Genomic DNA, 17771 nt, shown 5'->3' on the forward strand with positions numbered 1-17771 from the left:
CTATAGGCCCTTGCCATGCGTACCGCCTCGATCAATCGCAAGACCCACGAGACCCAGATCGCCGTTTCGGTGAACCTCGACGGCACGGGGGCCTATGACGTCTCCACCGGGATCGGCTTCCTCGATCACATGATCGAGCAGTTCTCGCGCCATTCGCTGATCGACATCACCTGCCATATCCAGGGCGACCTGCATGTGGACCAGCACCACACGACCGAGGACAGCGCCATCGCCATCGGTCAGGCCATCAGCCAGGCGCTGGGCGACAAGGCCGGCATCGGCCGCTACGGCGACGTCCATTCGCCGATGGACGAGGCGCTGAGCCGCGTCTCTCTGGACATTTCGGGCCGCCCCTACTTCGTGTGGAAGGCCGGCTTCACGCAGGAAAAGCTGGGCGAGTTCGATACCGAACTGGTCGAACACTGGTTCCATTCGATCTCGCAGGCCGTGGGCATCACCCTGCACATGGAACTGCTCTACGGCACCAACAACCACCACATCTGCGAAGGCCTGTTCAAGGGCTTTGCCCGTGCCATGCGCACGGCGGTGGAATTGGACCCGCGCAAGGGCGGGGCAATCCCCTCGACCAAGGGCATCCTCGGCGGAGACACTCTCTGATGGCACTCTTCATTATCTCGCTTCGCTACATCGCCCCGGTCGAACAGGTCGATGCATTTCTGGACGAACATGTCGAGTGGTTGCGCGCGCACCATGCTGCCGGGCGTTTCGTCGCCTGGGGCCGCAAGGTTCCGCGTGATGGCGGTATCATCCTGGCCAAGGGCGATAGCCGTGAGGCGGTGGCCGCGTTGGCGGCAACCGACCCCTTCGTGGCCGGCGTCGTGGCCGAAGCCGAAGTGATCGAATGGGCGCCGGGCTTCCTGGATGACAGCGTGGCCGGTCTCGCCGGATGACATTGGCGCTGATCGACTACGGCGCGGGCAATCTGCACTCGGTGGCGAACGCGCTGCGCGCCGCCGGGGCCGAGGACGTGGCGATCACCGCGAATCCCGATGTCGTGCGTGCGGCGGACCGCATCGTGCTGCCGGGCGTGGGTTCTTTCCGCGCCTGCGCCGAAGGGCTCTGGGGCATTGCCGGCATGGTGGAGGCGATGAACGAGCGCGTCCACGTCGGCGGGGCGCCGTTCCTGGGCATTTGCGTGGGCATGCAGCTTCTCGCCACGCGCGGACTGGAGCATGGCGTGACGCGCGGGCTGGACTGGATCGGCGGGCAGGTGCAGCTGATCGAGCGCACCGATCCCGCAATCAAGATCCCGCACATGGGCTGGAACGACGTCTCGCTGGGCCGCAAGGACCCCGCGCAGGGCCTGATCGACGCGGGAGAGGCCTATTTCCTGCACTCCTACCACTTCCAGCCCGACGACGGCGCGCATGTGGCGGCGATGACCGACCATGGCGGCGGCCTTGTTGCGGCGGTGGCGAAGGACAATGTCGTGGGCGTGCAGTTCCACCCGGAAAAGAGCCAGGCTTACGGCCTTTCGCTGCTGTCGCGGTTTCTGGAATGGAAGCCGTGAGCTTCGGCACCAAACACCTTCTTCGTCATCCCCGCGCAGGCGGGGATCCCGCTTTTCTTCTGCTCTCGTCCCGCCCTGCCGCCAGCGGGGCCCCCGCCTTCGCGGGGGCGACGAAGTAGTACAGGTCAGGATCGCCAGATGATCGTATTTCCCGCCATCGACCTCAAGCAGGGGCAGGTCGTCCGCCTTGCCGAAGGCGACATGGATCGCGCCACCGTCTATGGCGACAATCCCGCCGCGCAGGCCAAGATGTTTGCCGAAGCGGGCTCGCAATATCTCCACGTCGTCGATCTCGACGGCTCGTTCGCAGGCAAGGCCGAAAACCGCGAGGCGGTGGAGGCGATCCTCGAAGTGTTCCCCGGCCACGTGCAACTCGGCGGCGGCATCCGCACGCGCGAAGCGGTGGCGGGCTGGTTCGAGCTTGGCGTCTCGCGCATCGTCATGGGCACGGCCGCGCTGAAGGACCCGCAGTTCGTCAAGGACATGGCGAAGGAATACCCCGGCGGCATCGTCGTCGCCGTGGACGCGCGCGACGGCATGGTCGCGACCGAGGGCTGGGCGGAAGTGTCCGACGTTTCGATCGTCGACATGGCCCGCCGGTTCGAAGATGCGGGCGTTGCATCGCTGCTGTTCACCGATATCGGCCGCGACGGCCTGCTGAAGGGCGTGAACATCGACGCCACCGTCGATCTGGCCCGCCGCACCGACCTGCCGGTGATCGCATCGGGCGGCGTGAAGGGCCTCGACGACATTCGCCTGCTGGCGCTTCATGCCCGCGACGGGATCGAAGGCGTCATCACCGGGCGCGCGCTCTACGATGGGCGTCTCGACCTCGCCGCCGCGATCCGGATGGCCGAGCGCGAAGGGTGAGCGGCGCGCCGTTTCCGGCCGTCGGCGTCGCCGCTATGCGTTTCGTGGCGAGCCGTCCATGAACGAAAACCGTCTTATGGCCGTGCTGGCGATGGTCATTCTCGTGCCGAGCGCGCTCTGGGCGCTGCGCGATTTCCGCGAGGGCAAGGCGAAGCTCTTGCTGTTCAGCCGTGCGCGCTCGAAGATCGAGACCACGCTGGCGGACAATCCGACCAAGTTCTGGCGCTATTCGGCGTTCAATCTTGCCGTGTGCCTGACGCTGGGCGCATTGTGCGTGATGCTGTTCTTCAAGCCGGTAGAGTAAGTCATGACCGTTCGAATCCGCGTCATCCCCTGCCTCGATGTCCGCGACGGGCGCGTGGTGAAGGGCGTCAACTTCGTCGACCTGATCGATGCCGGCGATCCGGTCGAGCAGGCCCGCGCCTATGACAAGGCCGGCGCGGATGAGCTGTGCTTCCTCGACATTTCCGCCAGCCACGAAGGGCGCGGCACGCTGCTCGACGTGGTGCAGCGCACGGCAGAGGTCTGCTTCATGCCGCTGACCGTGGGCGGCGGCGTGCGCACGGCGGAAGATGCCCGCGCGCTGTTGCTGGCCGGCGCGGACAAGGTGGCGGTCAATTCCGCCGCCGTCTCGCGCCCCGAAGTGGTGGCGGACATTGCCGAGAAGTTCGGATCGCAGTGCATCGTCGCCTCGGTGGATGCGCGGCGCGTGGCGCCCGGCAAGTGGGAGATCTTCACCCACGGCGGCCGCAAGGCGACCGGGATCGACGCGCTGGAACACGCGGTGAAGCTGGCCGACTATGGCGCCGGTGAATTGCTCGTCACTTCGATGGACGGCGATGGTACGCAGAACGGATACGACCTGGCGCTCACCCGCGCGATCGCGGAATCGGTGTCGATTCCGGTGGTTGCCAGCGGCGGCGTCGGCAATCTCGACCACCTGGTGGCCGGCGTGACCGAGGGCAAGGCCAGCGCGGTATTGGCCGCATCGATCTTCCACTTCGGCAAGCACTCCATCGCCGAAGCCCATGCGGCGCTGCGCGCGGCGGGGCTGCCGGCGCGGGGTTGAGGCCGCTGTAATATTCGCCAAAAACCTGCCCCGGATCGGGACGCGCCCACCTCGCAACTTGTCGTTGCGGGTGGGTGGGCCACAAGGGGGAACACCAAGTCGAAACTGTCGGAGTCGCCCCCCTTGCTCCCCCGTTTGATCGATACGCTTCCATCGCCGCGCGCGCCCTGGCTTCCCGGTCCCCGGATCCCGGCCCTGCTGGTCGCGACGCTTGCGCCCGTACCCGCGTTCGCGGCCGACGCCACGATATTGCCGGAGCCCAGCGGCCTTGTGCTGTTCGGCATCGGGGTGGCCGGCGTGTGGATCGGCCGGCGCTTCTCACGCGGGAAGAGCGAGGACTGAGCGCCAGCGCGCTTGACCCACGGCACCGGCTTGCGCATGGCTGCTGGCGATGAGCACTTCCGATACTCTGGCTCGCCTCGAAGCGACCATCGCCGCGCGCCGCGATGCCGATCCCGCAAGCAGCTATGTCGCCAAGCTCCACACGAAGGGGCTGGGCAAGATCGCGCAGAAAATGGGAGAGGAGGCGACCGAGACGGTGATCGCCGCGCTGACCGAGGACGAGAAGGCGCTGACCGGCGAGGCGGCGGACCTGATCTTTCACCTCATGGTGCTGCTGGGTGCCCGCAACGTGCCGTTCAGTGCCGTTCTGGCCGAGCTGGATCGCCGTGAAGGCGTTTCGGGCATCGCCGAAAAGGCAGCGCGTCCACAAGACTGATAAGCGGAGATACCGATGCCGATCGACCCCAGAGAGCCTTACGACGACAACAATATCTTCGCCCGGATCCTGCGCGGCGAACTGCCGTGCTCCAAGGTCTATGAAGACGAGTTCGCGCTTGCTTTCAATGACATCCGTCCGCAGGCGCCGGTCCATGTGCTGGTCATCCCCAAGGCGCGCTACGTGTCCTGGGACGATTTTACCGCCAAGGCCGATGATGCGGAAATCGCCGGCTTTATGCGCGCGGTGGGCAACGTGACCCGGCAGCTGGAAATGGACGGCCCCGGCTACCGCCTGATGGTCAACATGGGCACTAACGGCCATCAGGAAGTGCCGCATCTGCACGTGCATATCTTCGGTGGGCGCCAGTTCTTCCAGATGATCGCGGATTGAGGTTTTTGGGGGATAACCGGGGTTTTCGCCCCGGTCATCTGCCATCACGTCGGCAATTCTCCCCCGCAGGGTTTGCAGGCCGGGCCCCTGCCGTTACACAACCGCCGCAATGAGCGACGATCCCCCTTCCTTGGACCCGCGCCCCCAAAGCGGCAGCTTCGATGGCCCGGTCCACCGCTATGCCCTGCGCGTGTTCTATGAGGATACCGACGCGGGCGGGGTGGTCTATCACGCCAATTACATCCGCTGGTTCGAACGCGCGCGGTCGGACCTGTTGGACCTGCTCGACATCGACCAGCGCGCCGCGCTGGAATCGGGAGAGGGGCTCTACACTGTGGCGGAAGTCAATATCCGCTACCTATCGCCCGCCCGCCTTGGCGACGCCGTGGTGATCGAAACCCATGCCATGCAGGTCGGCCGCGTCAGTTGCACCCTGCGCCAAGTGGCTCGTCGCGGAAAAATCCGCCTTGCCGAAGCCATGGTAAAGGTCGGGTTCATCAGTCCTGAAGGACGACCGCGCAGACAGCCCGAGGCCTGGCAGCAGGCCTTCCACACCATCCTCCAAAGCTCCTCGCAGGACCTCCAGCCCGGCCCGGAAGGACAAGAATGACTTTCGAAATACTCGCCTCCGCCATTTCCATCGGCAGCGATTCCCATCACCTGAACCCGGTCGAACTGTTCCTCCACGCCGATATCGTCGTGCAGGCGATCATGGGCGGGCTGCTGTTGGCCAGCCTGTGGGTCTGGACGATCATCATCGGCTTCACCCTGCGCATGGGCGGCGTCTCGCGGGCCTCCGAAGATTACGAGGAAGGCTTCTGGGAGGCTCAGAATTTCGAGGCCTATCAGAAGGATCGCCGCCGCGGCGACGTGCCGATGGGCAAAGTGGCCGGTGCCGGCCTTGCCGAATGGCGCCGCAATGCCGCGATGAAGCAGATTGATCCGGAAGGCGCGCGCGAACGCATTGCCCTCGCCATGAGCTCCTCCGTCGGTGAAGAGGCGGACAATCTTTCCGCCCGCCTGAACTTCCTGGCGACGGTCGGTTCGGTTGCGCCGTTCGTGGGCCTGTTCGGCACCGTCTGGGGCATCATGAACAGCTTTTTCCAGATCGGCCAGCAGCAGAATTCCTCGCTCGCCGTCGTCGCGCCGGGCATTTCGGAAGCGCTGTTCGCCACTGCCATCGGCCTGTTCGCGGCGATCCCGGCGGTCATCGCCTACAACCGTTTCTCGCACCGCGTGAACCTGTTCGAATCGCGCATGCAGCGCTTTGCCGACAAGCTGCACTCCGCGCTCACGCGTGAGCTGGAGCAGCGCTGATGGGCATGGGCGTCTCCGGCGGAGGCAGGCGAGGGGGCCGTCGCAGCGGCGGCGGTCGCACGCCGATGGCCGAAATCAACGTGACGCCGCTGGTCGACGTCATGCTGGTGCTGCTGATCATCTTCATGGTCACCGCGCCGCTGCTGAAGGCGGCCGTGCCGGTGGACCTGCCCGACAGCCGCGCGCAGGCCATGAATGACGAGACCGACCAGCTGACGATCTCCATCAAGCGCGACGGCACCGTCTATTACGAGACCGAGGCGCTGGCGCCGGGCGAACTGTCCGAACGCCTTGCCGGCGTTCCCAATGGCTCCGACGGCCGCAAGCCGCAGGTTACCCTGCGCGCGGACAAGTCGCTCGATTACGGCCGCGTCATCGAAGTCATGGGTGAGCTGAACCATGCCGGTTTCACGTCGATCTCGCTGGTGACGGGTGTCAGCGGCGGTTCAGGCGGCTGAGCTAGGCTGATCGCGATGGCAACTCAGGGACTACGCAAGGAAGAGGGGCTGGGCCTCGCGGTGGCGATTGCGCTGCACGCGGCGGTTCTGGCCGCGCTTGTGCTGCACCCATCCACACCGCCGGTCATCACCCCGCCGCAGCGGATCGAAGTGACGCTGAGCGATGATGTCGGCCTGACGTCCACCTCGCCCAATCCCAACGAGCAGGCCGCACCCGATATCGCGCCGGAACTGGGTGAGGCGGTGCCGGCCCCGGCTCCCGAACCGGCGCCCCAACCCGCACCCGCGCCGGAACCGATCCCTGCGCCTGCGCCCAGGCCGATCCCGCAGCCCCGGCCCGCACCGCCGGCTCCGGCACCCAAGCCCGCGCCGGCTCCCCGGCCGGTGCCAAAGCCGGTTCAGAAGCCTGCGCCCAAGCCGGCACCGGTTCCGCCGGCCAAGCCTGCTCCGAAACCGGCACCCAAGCCTGCCGCCAAGCCCGCGGCCCAGACGCCGCCACGCAAGAACCCGATCGACAATATTCTCGCGGGTCTCAACGCCCCGGCCAAGTCGGCCAGCCCACCGAAGAAGGCCGGCGGCTCACGCGTGGGTGCAGACTTCCTGCCGGGCGTTCCCGGCGCGACGAGTGATCAGGGCAAGGGCGCGCCCGCCGCGGCCGTGGGGCCACAAGTCCGCTCGGCCCTGTCGGGCGCGATTACCCGCCAGCTCAAGCCGCACTGGAATCCGCCAGACGGCGCCGATGCCGATCAGCTGGTAACGATCCTGTCGTTCAACCTGAACCCGGACGGCAGCCTTGCCGGCAAGCCCACGGTCGTACGACAGATGGGCATCACCGATGCCAACCGCGCGCAGGCGCAGCGCCATGCCGAACAGGCGATCCGGGCGGTGCAACTCGCTTCGCCTTTCAATCTCCCCTCGGAATACTATGATTCGTGGAAACGCGTTTCATCCTTCCGCTTCGACTTGAGGCTTTCGCAATGACTTCTCGTCCTCTTAGGTTCGTCCTGTCGTTCGCCCTGGCTTCGGCCGCGCCCGTCTACGGCGTTTATGCGCAATCGCAGCCGGCGCCGGCGCAACCCGCCCCGGCGCAACCTGCCTCCGGTCAGCCTGCACCGCAGGGCGATCAGGGCCTTGATGTGGATGATGGCGGCCTGACCGGCTCGGTCTCCGCCGATGGCGCCTGGCAGGACCTTGGCATCGCGATCACCAATTTCGCGACCGACAACGATGTGCCGACCAGCACCAATGCCGGGTCGACCGCCGCGCTGGGCCGTGCGCTTTCGCAAGTGGTCGCGTCGGACCTTCGCAACAACGGTCTGTTCAAGCCTTCGGGCCCCGATGGCCTGCCGCAGCCGGCCTATCCGCAAGTGCAGGCGCCCGACTACCCCACCTGGTCCGCGCGTGCCGCAAACATGCTGGTGCAGGGCTACGTCCGCGCCGGTGCGGACGGCAACCTGACGATCGGGTGCTACCTCTACGACGTCCAGCTCAAGCAGCAGCTGATCAAGGGCGGTTGGCAGGTCGGCCCGGCGGACTGGCGCCGTGCCGCGCACAAGTGCGCGGACATGGTCTATTCGCGTCTTTCGGGCGAAAGCCCCTTCTTCGATTCGAAGATCGCCTACATCGCCGAGACGGGCCCGAAGGACCACCGCATGAAGCGGCTGGCGATCATGGATTCGGACGGCGCCAACCACCGCTACCTGACCAGCGGGCAGGCCACCGCACTGACGCCGCGCTATTCGCCGGACTATTCGAAGATCCTCTACCTGTCCTATCTTAACGGGCAGCCGAGCATCTACGTCTATGACCTTGCCAGCGATTCGCAGAAGCTGATCGCCCGCACCGGCGCGCCGACGATGGCGCCGCGCTGGTCGCCGGACGGCAGGTGGATCCTCTATTCGATGTCCACCGGCGGCAACACCGACATCTATCGCATCTCGTCCAGCGGCGGCACGCCCTCCCGCCTGACCAACACGCCGGGGATCTCGATCGGCGGGTCCTATTCGCCCGACGGCAACCAGATCGTGTTCGAAAGCGATCGTTCCGGTTCACAGCAGGTCTACGTGATGAACGCGGACGGTTCGAACCAGCGCCGCATCAGCTTCTTCGGCGGCCGTTCGGCCACGCCGGAATGGAGCCCGCGCGGGGACCAGATCGCCTTCACCCACATCGCCGGCAACTTGCGCATCGCGGTGATGACCCCCAGCGGCGGTGGTATGCGCTACCTCACCAATTCCTGGCAGGACGAGGCGCCGACCTGGTCGCCCAACGGCCGCATCGTCCAGTTCTTCCGTACCGAGAAGAGCACGGGCAAGTCGTCGATCTGGCAGGTGGACCTTACCGGCAAGAACGAGCGAAAGCTGCCGACCCCCGTCGGCGCTTCGGATCCGGCCTGGGGCCCCGTTCGCCCCTGAGCCTTTCTTGCGCTGCAGCCTGAGCGCTGCCGGCCCCCGGTCGGCAACCGTTCAGGTTGACAGTGTTTAAAATTACACGGAACCTCAACAGACGCAGGCCATTTAAATGGCTGCGCACCACAGGAGATTGCCTCATGCCTGCCCTCATGTCCCCCCTCCCGCGCAAAGCCGGATACGTGAAGACCGGAACGACAATGCTCCTCGTCGCCGGCGCGCTGGCCGTGTCGGCATGCGGCACCAAGGCGCCCAAGCAGCTTCCGCCCGAGCCGGGCCCGGCCACCACCACCCAGGGCCCCGAGCAGCCGAGCGGCCCGGTTCCGGGCAGCCAGGCCGATTTCGTGTCGAAGATGATGGGTTCGGACACCATCCACTTCGCGCTCGACCGCTATGACATCGATGCGGAAGACCAGGCCGCGCTGTCGAAGCAGGCGCAGTGGCTGATGCAGTACCCGAACAAGCGCGCCACGATCGAAGGCCATGCCGACGAACGCGGCACCCGCGAATACAACCTTGCGCTGGGTGAGCGCCGCGCCAATGCGGCGAAGAATTACCTCGTCAGCCTGGGCGTCGATGCTGCGCGCATCAACACCGTCAGCTACGGCAAGGAACGCCCGATCGCGCTTGGCTCGGACGAGGCGGCATGGGCGCAGAACCGCCGTGCGGTGACCGTGACGATCGACTGATCCTGATCGATCCGATGATTTCCGAGAAGGCCCGGTTCGCAAGTGCGAGCCGGGCTTTTTCATTTCTGACGCTTTTGCGGTGCGCCCACATGGGGCTTGCAATGGCTTCGAGTCGGCAGGTATCGGCGGTCGAATGAGTCGGGCTGGTCGTTCCATGGATTGGGGATTTCCGCGCTGGCGCAGCTATGGCAGCTCGCGCGAGGCGGCGCAGGTGCGCCTGTGCGATCGGCATGGCTGCAACGAGCCGGGCGATTGCCCCGCACCGAAGAGCCCGAACAGCCCCGATCGCTGGTATTTCTGCCAGAAGCACGCCGCCGAATACAACGCCGGGTGGGACTATTTCGCCGGCCTCGATGCCGAGGAAGCCGCGCGGCGCGAGGCGGAGGAACGCTCCGAAGCTGAAGGTTACAAGGAATCGGCGCACTATGGCTGGGCCGGTTCGGGTGACGGCACGCGCAGCCGGGACGAACTTCGCGCGCTGGAAGCGCTGGGCCTCGACCCCGATGCGGACTTCGACGCCGTGCGCAAGGCCTGGCGCATGAAGGCCAAGGAAGTCCACCCGGACGTGAAGCCGGGCGATGCGGAAGCGGCCAAGGCCTTCCAGACCTATCAGCTGGCCTACGAAGTGCTGCGCGCGGCCGAGGAACGCCGCGAGTGGAAGGGCCGCTGAGCCACGCAGACCGCGCGGTGGCCACTGCTCATCCGCATATTCAATCCGGTCCGATCCGCCCCCTTCAGGAGCCTGTCATGCAAATCCGCGTTGCCGTTCCCGCCGACCTGCCTGCGCTCCACCCGGTTATCGAGCGGGCCTATCGGGGGGACAGCGCAAGGGCGGGCTGGACCTTCGAATCCGATCTGCTGGACGGCGAACGCACCGATCTGGAAGAACTGACTGCCGTTCTCGAAAGCCCCGCCGATCGCTTGCTGGTTGCGCTGTCGGACGAAGGCGCGCCGATCGGATGCGTACAGGTTACGAATCGGGGAGAGGGGCTGTGCTACCTCGGCCTGCTCTGCATCGATCCGCTGCTTCAGGCCGGCGGCATGGGCCGCGCGATGATTGTCGCGGCGGAAAGCCTGGCGCGCGATGTGTTCGGCGCGCGGGCCATGGAAATGACGGTGATCGACCGGCGGCTGGAGCTGATCGCCTATTACGAGCGGCGCGGTTACGGCCTGACCGGCGAGAAGCGGCCATTTCCGATCCTGTTTGATCCGCCGCTGGAAATGGTGGTGCTGGAAAAGGCACTGCTGCCGGAAAATCTTCCCGACTGAGCGCGGATATGAGGCCGATACGACAAAGGGCGCGCCTTGCGGCGCGCCCTTTGCGTTTGGCCATATGATGTGCCGCGGCGCTTACTTGGGCGCCAGCACCATCAGCATCTGGCGGCCTTCCATGCGCGGATAGGCTTCGACCTTGGCGATTTCCGCCACGTCTTCCTGCACGCGGCGCAGCAGGTTCATGCCCAGCTGCTGATGCGAAAGCTCGCGACCGCGGAAACGCAGGGTTACCTTCACCTTGTCACCGTCACCGATGAAGCGTTGGACGTTGCGCATCTTGGTGTCGTAATCGTGGTCATCGATGTTCGGACGCATCTTGATCTCTTTGATCTCCTGCGTCTTCTGGGTCTTGCGCGCGGCATTGGCCTTTTTCTGGGCCTCATACCGGTACTTGCCGACATCGAGGAACTTGCAGACCGGCGGATCGGCGTTGGGCGAGACTTCGACCAGGTCAAGGCCGACTTCGGCCGCCTGCTCGATTGCCTGGCGCGTGTACATCACGCCGATGTTCTCGCCGTTTTCATCGATCACGCGGACCTTGTCCGACTGGATCATGTTATTGAAGCGCGGTCCACTCTTGACCGGGGGCGTCATCATACGCCGGGGTGGGGGTGCTATATGCGTTCTCCTGAATCGCTTCTGTCAATCGGGTGCAAGTTCGGGCGTCATTAGTGCGAATCGCGTCGACACGCAAAGGCGGATTTCACTGAAATCTACAGGACGCCGCTGCCGTATGAAACGGTCCATGCGGATATAGGGTTTCAGGCGGCGGATCGCCAGAGGGGGTAACGCACAAGTTGATCTTTCGCGGCGACCAGTGCGTCGATCCGCTCGGCCGGCTGAAGCGCTTTCAGAATGACCGGATCGGCGGCATCCATCCCCCCGGTCAGCGCGCCGAAAGCCGGCAGAATTAGCCGATTTCCGCCATGGACGACGCAAGGGCGGGCAATGCGCCTGCCGCGCGCGTGGACGATCAGGCGGGGGTGGTAATGGCCGGACAGTTCGGGCTCTGCGGTGCCCGGTTTCGCTTCATGGCGCAGCATGATGCCGCCAATGGCGATTTCCTCGACACGGGTGCCGCCGGCCTCTGCGCCCAGATGCGGATCGTGATTTCCAGTGATCCACACCCAGTCCAGCGCGTGGGTCAGCGCGGAAAGCATCCCGGCGCTATGGGGATCGAGTCTGTCCGTTCCCGCGCTGTCGTGGAAATTGTCCCCCAGCGCATAGACGCGCCGCGCGCCGGTCTGCCGCACCGCCAGCGCCAGCCGCTCCAGCGTCTCGCGGCTGTCATAGGGGGGCAGCATCTGGCCGGTCTTGGCGAAGAAGCTGGCCTTTTCCAGATGCAGGTCCGCCACCAACAGCGCCTGCTCGCGGGGCCAGTAAAGCGCCGCGCCGCGTCCCGCCGGGGCAGGCACGAGGCATATCTCCTGCGCGCAGAACGAAAAGGGAACCATGGCTTTCCCTTGCCGCAGGCCGCCGGTTTTGGCAAGCGCCCCGCTGAAGGGGAGATTGCATGACCGACTGGACCGCCCAAACCGAACGCGCCCGCGACTGGTTCGAAACCCTGCGTGACCGGATCTGCGCCGAGTTCGAGGCGATCGAGCGCGAGGCAGGCTCCTCCGCAGCGTTCGACTACACGCCGTGGAAACGCGCGGCGGTGGAAGGCGGCGAAGAGGGAGAGACGGGCGGCGGCACCCGCGGCTTGATGAAGGGCCAGGTGTTTGAGAAGGTGGGCGTCAACGTCTCCACCGTCGTCGGATCGCTGTCGAAGGATTTTGCCGGCACCATCAACGGCGCCTCGGCCGAGCAGAATGCCTTTTCGGCGACGGGCATCAGCCTTGTCGCCCACATGGCCAATCCGCACGTGCCGGCGGTGCACATGAACACCCGCTTCCTGACGACGACCAAGGCCTGGTTCGGCGGCGGCGCCGACCTCAATCCGCCGATCGCCTATGATGAGGACACGGCCGAGTTCCACGCCGAACTCAAGGCCGCCTGCGACGCGCATGGCGACAATTACTATGAGCGGTACAAGGCCTGGGCCGACGATTACTTCTACATCCCGCACCGCAAGGTCCATCGCGGCGTCGGCGGCATCTTCTACGACCACCTCGAATGCGCGGACGAGGCGGCATGGGAAGCGAACTTCGCCTTCACCCGCGCGGTGGGCGAGGCATTCCTTGCGGTGTTCCCGCGCCTCGTGCGCCGGCGGATGGGGATGGAATTCTCGGCCGAGGACAAGGCGCGCCAGCTTGAATGGCGCGGCCGCTACGCCGAATTCAACCTGGTCTACGACCGGGGGACGCTGTTCGGCCTGAAGACCGGCGGCAATATCGACGCCATCCTGATGAGCCTGCCGCCCGAAGCGACGTGGAGCTGAAGCAGGGGAGCTGAAGCGGGCAGGCCGTCCGGCCGCTTTTATGGAACGGGGCGTGCCGTTTTCGTTGATGGACAGGGAGTTGCTCGCTCGCGGATAGAGGGACGGGGCTTCCTTCCACGCGAGTTTTTCATGCAGCTTTCCCGACGGTCCTTGGTGCAGGCGGCACTGTGCACGCCTGCGCTTCACGCTCTTGGCGCGACGCGCGCGTTGGCAGCGCCCGCCAGTGACGATATGGCGGCCTTCATCGCCGGCATGCCCAAGGCGGAATATCACGTCCATCTCGAAGGCACGCTGGAGGCGGAGATGAAGTTCGCGTTGGCGCAGCGCAACGGGTTGAAGCTGCCTTATGCGGATGTCGCGGCGATGAAGCGCAGCTATGTCTACCATGACCTGCCGAGTTTTCTGGCGATCTACTACGACGGCATGAACGTGCTGCTGAAGCAGCAGGACTTCTACGATCTGGCCTATGCCTATCTGGCCAAGGCCCATGCGCAGAACGTGCTCTATGCGGAGATGTTCTTCGATCCCCAGCAACATATCGACCGGGGCATCCCGATCGAGGCGGTGATCGGTGGCATCACTCAGGCGCGCGCTGATGCACAGGCAAAGCTGGGCATCGAATCGCAGCTGATCCTCTGTTTCATGCGCGATCTGAGCGCCGACAATGCGATGAAGGCGCTGGATGCGGCGCTGCCCTATCGGGACAAACTGGTGGGCGTCGGCCTCGATTCGGACGAGAAGGACAATCCGCCGGGCAAGTTCGCCGCCCATTTCGCCAAGGCGCGGGCGGCGGGGCTGCACGTTACCGCGCACTGCGACGTCAACCAGAAGGACACGCTGGGCCACATCCGCGAAGCATTGATGGATATCCATGTCGAACGCATCGATCACGGCGGCAACATCCTGCAGTCGCCCGAACTGATGGCGATCGCGCGCGAACGGGGCGTTCCCTTTACGGTCTGCCCCACCTTCTCGGGCCAGATCATGGTCGACGGCAAGCCGGTCGACGTGGTGCGCGGGATGCTGGACAACGGGCTGAAGGTCACGCTCAATTCGGACGATCCCGCCTACATGGGCAGCGAATATATCAACGAAGTCATAGTGCGGGCCCAGGCGCGCAGCCGGCTGACCAAGGCCGAACTGGTGCAGATCGAGCGCAATGCCTTCGACGCGGCGTGGATCGCGCCGGACCGACGCGCCGCGTTCCAGAGCAGGCTGGATGCCTTCGCCCGGCAGCAGGGATTGATCGCCTAGGGACTTTCCCCTGGCGCGCTGGGGGCTGCCCCCAATGGGCCGGCAGCCAATTCGCTTGCACCATCGTTACTGCAATGACCCCGCGCGATGGCGGGCAGGAGGTGACGATGCACGACCGATCCTGGAAAATGTTCGCTGGCGCCAATGCGGTAGTGCTGGGCATGGCCATGGTGTCCAAGGCCTGGAGCCAGGATCCTGCGCCCCCGCCACCTGCGCCACCCGCAGCGGCGATGGCACCGGATGCGGATGCGCGCGATCAGGTCGTGCAAGTCTGCATGGCTGAGGCCAAGACGCGCGGCGAGAAGCTGGGGGCGGTGGACGTCAGCATGCGCAAGGTTGAGGATACCGACAAGAAGAGCGACGGACGGGCATCGCTGCGCGCGCAAGTCGATGTGGCGCTGCGCCAGAAGGACGGGACGACCAAGACCAAGAAGCGGACCATCAAATGCGATACGCGCCACGGCGTCGTGACTGCGTTTACCTATAGCAACTGATCGGAACAGCGATCGCTCAGCATGGACGCATTTGCATGCCGCCCGGGCTGCAACGCAAGGGCACGTCCATCGCCTTGACCACTGGGGCGTTGTCGCGCCGATCCGACACCACCAGTGCATCGACATCGAGTTTTTCGAACAACTGGACGCCGCAGGCGCGGCCGTCGGTCCAGCGCACTTGCGCGCGGTACTCGCGGTGCGAAGGCATGCGGACGATCACGATGTCGCCTGCATGCGGCGCGGCTCCGCGCAGCAGCAGGCACATGCCGCGTTCCGAGACATTGCGGACGAGTGTGGTTTCCTCCGAACGATGCGCTGCAGCGGCGGTGCCATCGCGGTTGGTCGAAACCACGGTGGCGCGAATCAGTGTGCGCATCCTTGGCGCGCGCGGATGCTGCTCGCCGTGTTGAGGGCCGCCGTCATCCGCGTCCGGAAGGAAGGAGGCGGTGATGAGTTCATCGTCGCTCATTCCCAGAATCGCGGCGTAGACCGCCATGTCCAAATTTTTCCCCATTGCCGCCTCCTCACATGGCGGATGCGGGGCCGAGGCCTTTCGCACCCTGCCATTCTTCGCCCCGATCATCACGGCGCGCATGTTTAGGCGCGTTTAAGCGGGACCTCGTGGTCTTCCGCAGGCAAACGATTGCATATGGATTCCGCTTAGGATTCGGGTTTAGGATCGCCTGTCGGGACCCGAAGCAGGCGCCCGTGTTGCACTTTCGCCGCAGGGCTGGCGTGCAAATGTTGCACGTGCAGCATCTGCCCCTTGCCGCGCCGCAAAAAATCCTGACATGCTTTGTTGGAAATGCTGCGCCAATACGAACTCGTCGAACGCGTCAAGGAATACGCGCCCCAGGCTGATGAAGCCTTGCTCAACCGTGCCTACGTCTACACCGTACAGAAGCACGGCACCCAGAAGCGTGCTTCGGGGGATCCCTACTTCAGCCACCCGGTCGAAGTGGCCGGCCTGATGACCGAGTTGAAGCTCGATCAGCAGACGATCATCACCGCACTGCTCCACGATACCGTGGAGGACACGCTGGCGACGATCGACGAGATCGAGAAGCTGTTCGGCCCCGATGTCGCGCGGCTGGTGGACGGCGTCACCAAGCTCTCCAAGATCGAGGTGATGACCGAGAACGAGCGTGCGGCCGAAAACCTGCGCAAGTTCCTGCTCGCCATGAGCGAAGACTTGCGCGTGCTGCTGGTGAAGCTGGCGGACCGCCTGCACAACATGCGCACCCTCCATTACATCAAGAAGGAGGACAAGCGCCGCCGCATCGCCCGCGAGACCATGGATATCTACGCCCCGCTGGCGGAGCGCGTGGGCATGTACGAATACATGCGCGAGATGCAGATGCTCGCTTTCGAGCAACTGGAGCCCGAAGGCTACGCCACCATCACCGGCCGTCTGGCGCAGATCCGCAGCCAGGAAGGCAGCCAAGTCGATGCGATCGCGCTTTCGATCAAGCAGGCGCTGACCGAAGCCGGGTTGAACGTGGAAGTCTCCGGCCGCGAGAAGCACCCCTATTCGATCTGGCGCAAGATGGCCGAGCGCCATGTGACCTTCGAACAGATCACCGACATCATGGCCTTCCGCGTGCTCACGGAAGATGTCGAGGAATGCTACAAGGCGCTGGGCGTGCTGCACACTACGTGGCAATCGATCCCCGGCCGCTTCAAGGACTATATCTCGACGCCCAAGTCGAACGGTTATCAGTCGCTGCACACCTCGCTGATCTACGAGAATTCGATGCGCGTCGAAGTGCAGATCCGCACCAAGGACATGCACCGCCTGAACGAGTTCGGCCTCGCCGCGCACTGGGCCTACAAGCAGGGCGGCGGTTCCCGGCCCGACGGACAGGTGGGCTGGCTGCGCGACCTGATCGAGATCGTCGACGCCAGCCACGATGCGGAGGAACTGCTCGAACACACGAAGCTGGCGATCTATCAGGATCGCATCTTCGCCTTCACCCCCAAGGGTGCGCTGTTCCAGCTGCCCAAGGGTTCCACGGCGGTCGACTTCGCCTATGCGGTGCACACCAATCTGGGCAATGCTGCCGTCGGCGTGAAGATCAACGGCCGCCACATGCCGCTGCGTACGCGCCTCGCCAATGGCGACGTGGTGGAGATCATCAAGAGCCCGGCTTCGGAGCCGCAGCTTTCGTGGCTGGGCTTCGTCGTCACCGGCAAGGCGCGTGCCTCGATCCGCCGTGCGGTGCGTGCGAAGGAGCGGGCCGAAGTCGCCGAGATCGGCGCCAAGCTGCTGGACGAGATCGCTGGCCGCCTGCCTGCCCGCATCGGCAAGAAGGCGATCGATGCCGCGATCCACCGGCTGGACATGCGCGATGAGGAAGACCTGATGTTCGCCATCGGCTCCGCCCGCCTGACCGACCGGCAGGTGATGGAGGCGCTGATGCCTGGCAGCACCGCCGAACTGCCCGAAGAACCTGAATGGACGCGCACAGAACGAGCCATCTCGATCCGTGGCCTGACGCCGGGCATGGGTTTCGAACTGGCCTCCTGCTGCCACCCGGTGCCCGGAGATCGCATCGTCGGCCTGCGCCGCCCCGACCACAAAGTGGAAGTCCATACGATCGACTGCCTGACGCTGGCGAATGGCGTCGATGCCGACTGGCTGGACCTGTCCTGGGGCGAAACCACCACCGGCGCGGTCGGCCACTTGCGGCTGGTGCTCTACAACCGCCCCGGTACGCTGGCGGATGTGACGCAGATCCTGGCATCCAACCGCGCCAACGTGACCAACCTGCAGATGATCCAGCGCGATGAGCCTTTCGGCACTTACGATGTGGATGTCGAAGTGAGCGACTTGGCCCACCTCACCCGCATCGTGGGCGCGCTGCGCGCCAGCGAAGCGGTGGCGGAAGCTCAGCGGATCTAAGCGCTGTGCCGGC

General features: G+C 65.2%; 24 protein-coding genes. 21 read left to right on the forward strand and 3 right to left on the reverse strand.

What is annotated here, in order from left to right:
* Positions 1-15 precede the first annotated feature (15 nt).
* The 17 genes from hisB (at position 16) to ACZ1JC_RS14020 (ending at position 10722) form a co-directional block, all read left to right on the forward strand.
* Positions 16-618 (forward strand): imidazoleglycerol-phosphate dehydratase HisB, encoded by a 603-nt coding sequence (gene hisB / locus ACZ1JC_RS13940; protein ID WP_465136288.1) that lies wholly within the window; start codon positions 16-18, stop codon positions 616-618.
* Complete coding sequence (locus tag ACZ1JC_RS13945) at positions 618-911, forward strand: YciI family protein (protein WP_465136287.1); 294 nt, start codon at positions 618-620, stop codon at positions 909-911. The genes hisB and ACZ1JC_RS13945 overlap by 1 nt, the downstream gene beginning before the upstream one ends.
* Positions 908-1531, forward strand: a complete 624-nt coding sequence (gene hisH / locus ACZ1JC_RS13950) for an imidazole glycerol phosphate synthase subunit HisH (protein ID WP_465136286.1) — start codon at positions 908-910, stop codon at positions 1529-1531. The genes ACZ1JC_RS13945 and hisH overlap by 4 nt, the downstream gene beginning before the upstream one ends.
* Positions 1532-1669: 138 nt before the next feature.
* On the forward strand, positions 1670-2401 hold the full coding sequence (hisA, locus tag ACZ1JC_RS13955; protein WP_465136285.1) for a 1-(5-phosphoribosyl)-5-[(5-phosphoribosylamino)methylideneamino]imidazole-4-carboxamide isomerase: 732 nt from the start codon (positions 1670-1672) through the stop codon (positions 2399-2401).
* Between the two features lie 58 nt (positions 2402-2459).
* Complete coding sequence (locus ACZ1JC_RS13960) at positions 2460-2705, forward strand: hypothetical protein (RefSeq protein WP_465136284.1); 246 nt, start codon at positions 2460-2462, stop codon at positions 2703-2705.
* 3 nt (positions 2706-2708) lie between these two features.
* A complete protein-coding gene (gene hisF / locus ACZ1JC_RS13965; protein ID WP_395328566.1) occupies positions 2709-3470 on the forward strand; it encodes an imidazole glycerol phosphate synthase subunit HisF in 762 nt (253 codons plus the stop codon).
* A 123-nt stretch (positions 3471-3593) separates the two neighbouring features.
* Positions 3594-3812 (forward strand): PEP-CTERM sorting domain-containing protein, encoded by a 219-nt coding sequence (locus tag ACZ1JC_RS13970; RefSeq protein WP_465136283.1) that lies wholly within the window; start codon positions 3594-3596, stop codon positions 3810-3812.
* Positions 3813-3861: 49 nt separating this feature from the next.
* The gene (locus ACZ1JC_RS13975; protein WP_465136282.1) at positions 3862-4188 is read left to right on the forward strand and encodes a phosphoribosyl-ATP diphosphatase; all 327 of its coding nucleotides are present in this window, start codon (positions 3862-3864) and stop codon (positions 4186-4188) included.
* A 15-nt stretch (positions 4189-4203) separates the two neighbouring features.
* Positions 4204-4581, forward strand: coding sequence for a histidine triad nucleotide-binding protein (locus ACZ1JC_RS13980; RefSeq protein ID WP_465136281.1), 378 nt, complete (start codon positions 4204-4206; stop codon positions 4579-4581).
* A 109-nt stretch (positions 4582-4690) separates the two neighbouring features.
* Positions 4691-5191 carry a YbgC/FadM family acyl-CoA thioesterase gene (locus tag ACZ1JC_RS13985; protein WP_465136280.1) on the forward strand — a complete coding sequence of 167 codons (501 nt, stop codon included), beginning with the start codon at positions 4691-4693 and terminating at the stop codon, positions 5189-5191.
* Positions 5188-5898 carry a protein TolQ gene (tolQ, locus tag ACZ1JC_RS13990; RefSeq protein ID WP_465136279.1) on the forward strand — a complete coding sequence of 237 codons (711 nt, stop codon included), beginning with the start codon at positions 5188-5190 and terminating at the stop codon, positions 5896-5898. Before ACZ1JC_RS13985 ends, tolQ begins: the two co-directional genes overlap by 4 nt.
* Complete coding sequence (locus ACZ1JC_RS13995; protein ID WP_465136278.1) at positions 5898-6356, forward strand: ExbD/TolR family protein; 459 nt, start codon at positions 5898-5900, stop codon at positions 6354-6356. The genes tolQ and ACZ1JC_RS13995 overlap by 1 nt, the downstream gene beginning before the upstream one ends.
* Positions 6357-6371: 15 nt before the next feature.
* A complete protein-coding gene (locus ACZ1JC_RS14000) occupies positions 6372-7337 on the forward strand; it encodes a hypothetical protein (protein ID WP_465136277.1) in 966 nt (321 codons plus the stop codon).
* A complete protein-coding gene (gene tolB / locus ACZ1JC_RS14005; RefSeq protein ID WP_465136276.1) occupies positions 7334-8770 on the forward strand; it encodes a Tol-Pal system beta propeller repeat protein TolB in 1437 nt (478 codons plus the stop codon). The genes ACZ1JC_RS14000 and tolB overlap by 4 nt, the downstream gene beginning before the upstream one ends.
* A gap of 194 nt (positions 8771-8964) precedes the next feature.
* Positions 8965-9453 (forward strand): peptidoglycan-associated lipoprotein Pal, encoded by a 489-nt coding sequence (pal, locus tag ACZ1JC_RS14010; RefSeq protein ID WP_465138596.1) that lies wholly within the window; start codon positions 8965-8967, stop codon positions 9451-9453.
* Positions 9454-9586: 133 nt separating this feature from the next.
* A complete protein-coding gene (locus ACZ1JC_RS14015) occupies positions 9587-10123 on the forward strand; it encodes a J domain-containing protein (RefSeq protein ID WP_395391636.1) in 537 nt (178 codons plus the stop codon).
* Positions 10124-10200: 77 nt separating this feature from the next.
* Positions 10201-10722 carry a GNAT family N-acetyltransferase gene (locus ACZ1JC_RS14020; RefSeq protein ID WP_465136275.1) on the forward strand — a complete coding sequence of 174 codons (522 nt, stop codon included), beginning with the start codon at positions 10201-10203 and terminating at the stop codon, positions 10720-10722.
* 81 nt (positions 10723-10803) lie between these two features.
* Here the strand turns inward: ACZ1JC_RS14020 and infC are convergent, their stop codons facing one another.
* Positions 10804-11325 carry a translation initiation factor IF-3 gene (infC, locus tag ACZ1JC_RS14025; protein WP_465136274.1) on the reverse strand — a complete coding sequence of 174 codons (522 nt, stop codon included), beginning with the start codon at positions 11323-11325 and terminating at the stop codon, positions 10804-10806.
* Between the two features lie 164 nt (positions 11326-11489).
* Positions 11490-12182, reverse strand: coding sequence for a ligase-associated DNA damage response endonuclease PdeM (gene pdeM, locus ACZ1JC_RS14030; RefSeq protein WP_465136273.1), 693 nt, complete (start codon positions 12180-12182; stop codon positions 11490-11492).
* Positions 12183-12241: 59 nt separating this feature from the next.
* Between pdeM and hemF the strand changes: the two genes are divergently transcribed.
* The 3 genes from hemF (at position 12242) to ACZ1JC_RS14045 (ending at position 14856) form a co-directional block, all read left to right on the forward strand.
* Positions 12242-13108 carry an oxygen-dependent coproporphyrinogen oxidase gene (gene hemF / locus ACZ1JC_RS14035; protein ID WP_465136272.1) on the forward strand — a complete coding sequence of 289 codons (867 nt, stop codon included), beginning with the start codon at positions 12242-12244 and terminating at the stop codon, positions 13106-13108.
* Positions 13109-13237: 129 nt separating this feature from the next.
* Entirely contained in the window at positions 13238-14362 is a 1125-nt protein-coding gene (add, locus tag ACZ1JC_RS14040; RefSeq protein ID WP_465136271.1) for an adenosine deaminase, read from the forward strand.
* 107 nt (positions 14363-14469) lie between these two features.
* A complete protein-coding gene (locus ACZ1JC_RS14045; protein ID WP_465136270.1) occupies positions 14470-14856 on the forward strand; it encodes a hypothetical protein in 387 nt (128 codons plus the stop codon).
* A gap of 16 nt (positions 14857-14872) precedes the next feature.
* Here ACZ1JC_RS14045 and ACZ1JC_RS14050 read toward each other — a convergent pair whose 3' ends face one another.
* Positions 14873-15370, reverse strand: a complete 498-nt coding sequence (locus tag ACZ1JC_RS14050) for a PilZ domain-containing protein (protein WP_465136269.1) — start codon at positions 15368-15370, stop codon at positions 14873-14875.
* A 291-nt stretch (positions 15371-15661) separates the two neighbouring features.
* Here ACZ1JC_RS14050 and ACZ1JC_RS14055 point away from each other — a divergent pair, with 291 nt between their 5' ends.
* Positions 15662-17758, forward strand: a complete 2097-nt coding sequence (locus ACZ1JC_RS14055) for a RelA/SpoT family protein (RefSeq protein WP_465136268.1) — start codon at positions 15662-15664, stop codon at positions 17756-17758.
* Positions 17759-17771: the final 13 nt, after the last annotated feature.

It is taken from the genome of Sphingomonas sp. BL-S-28, from assembly GCF_055521515.1.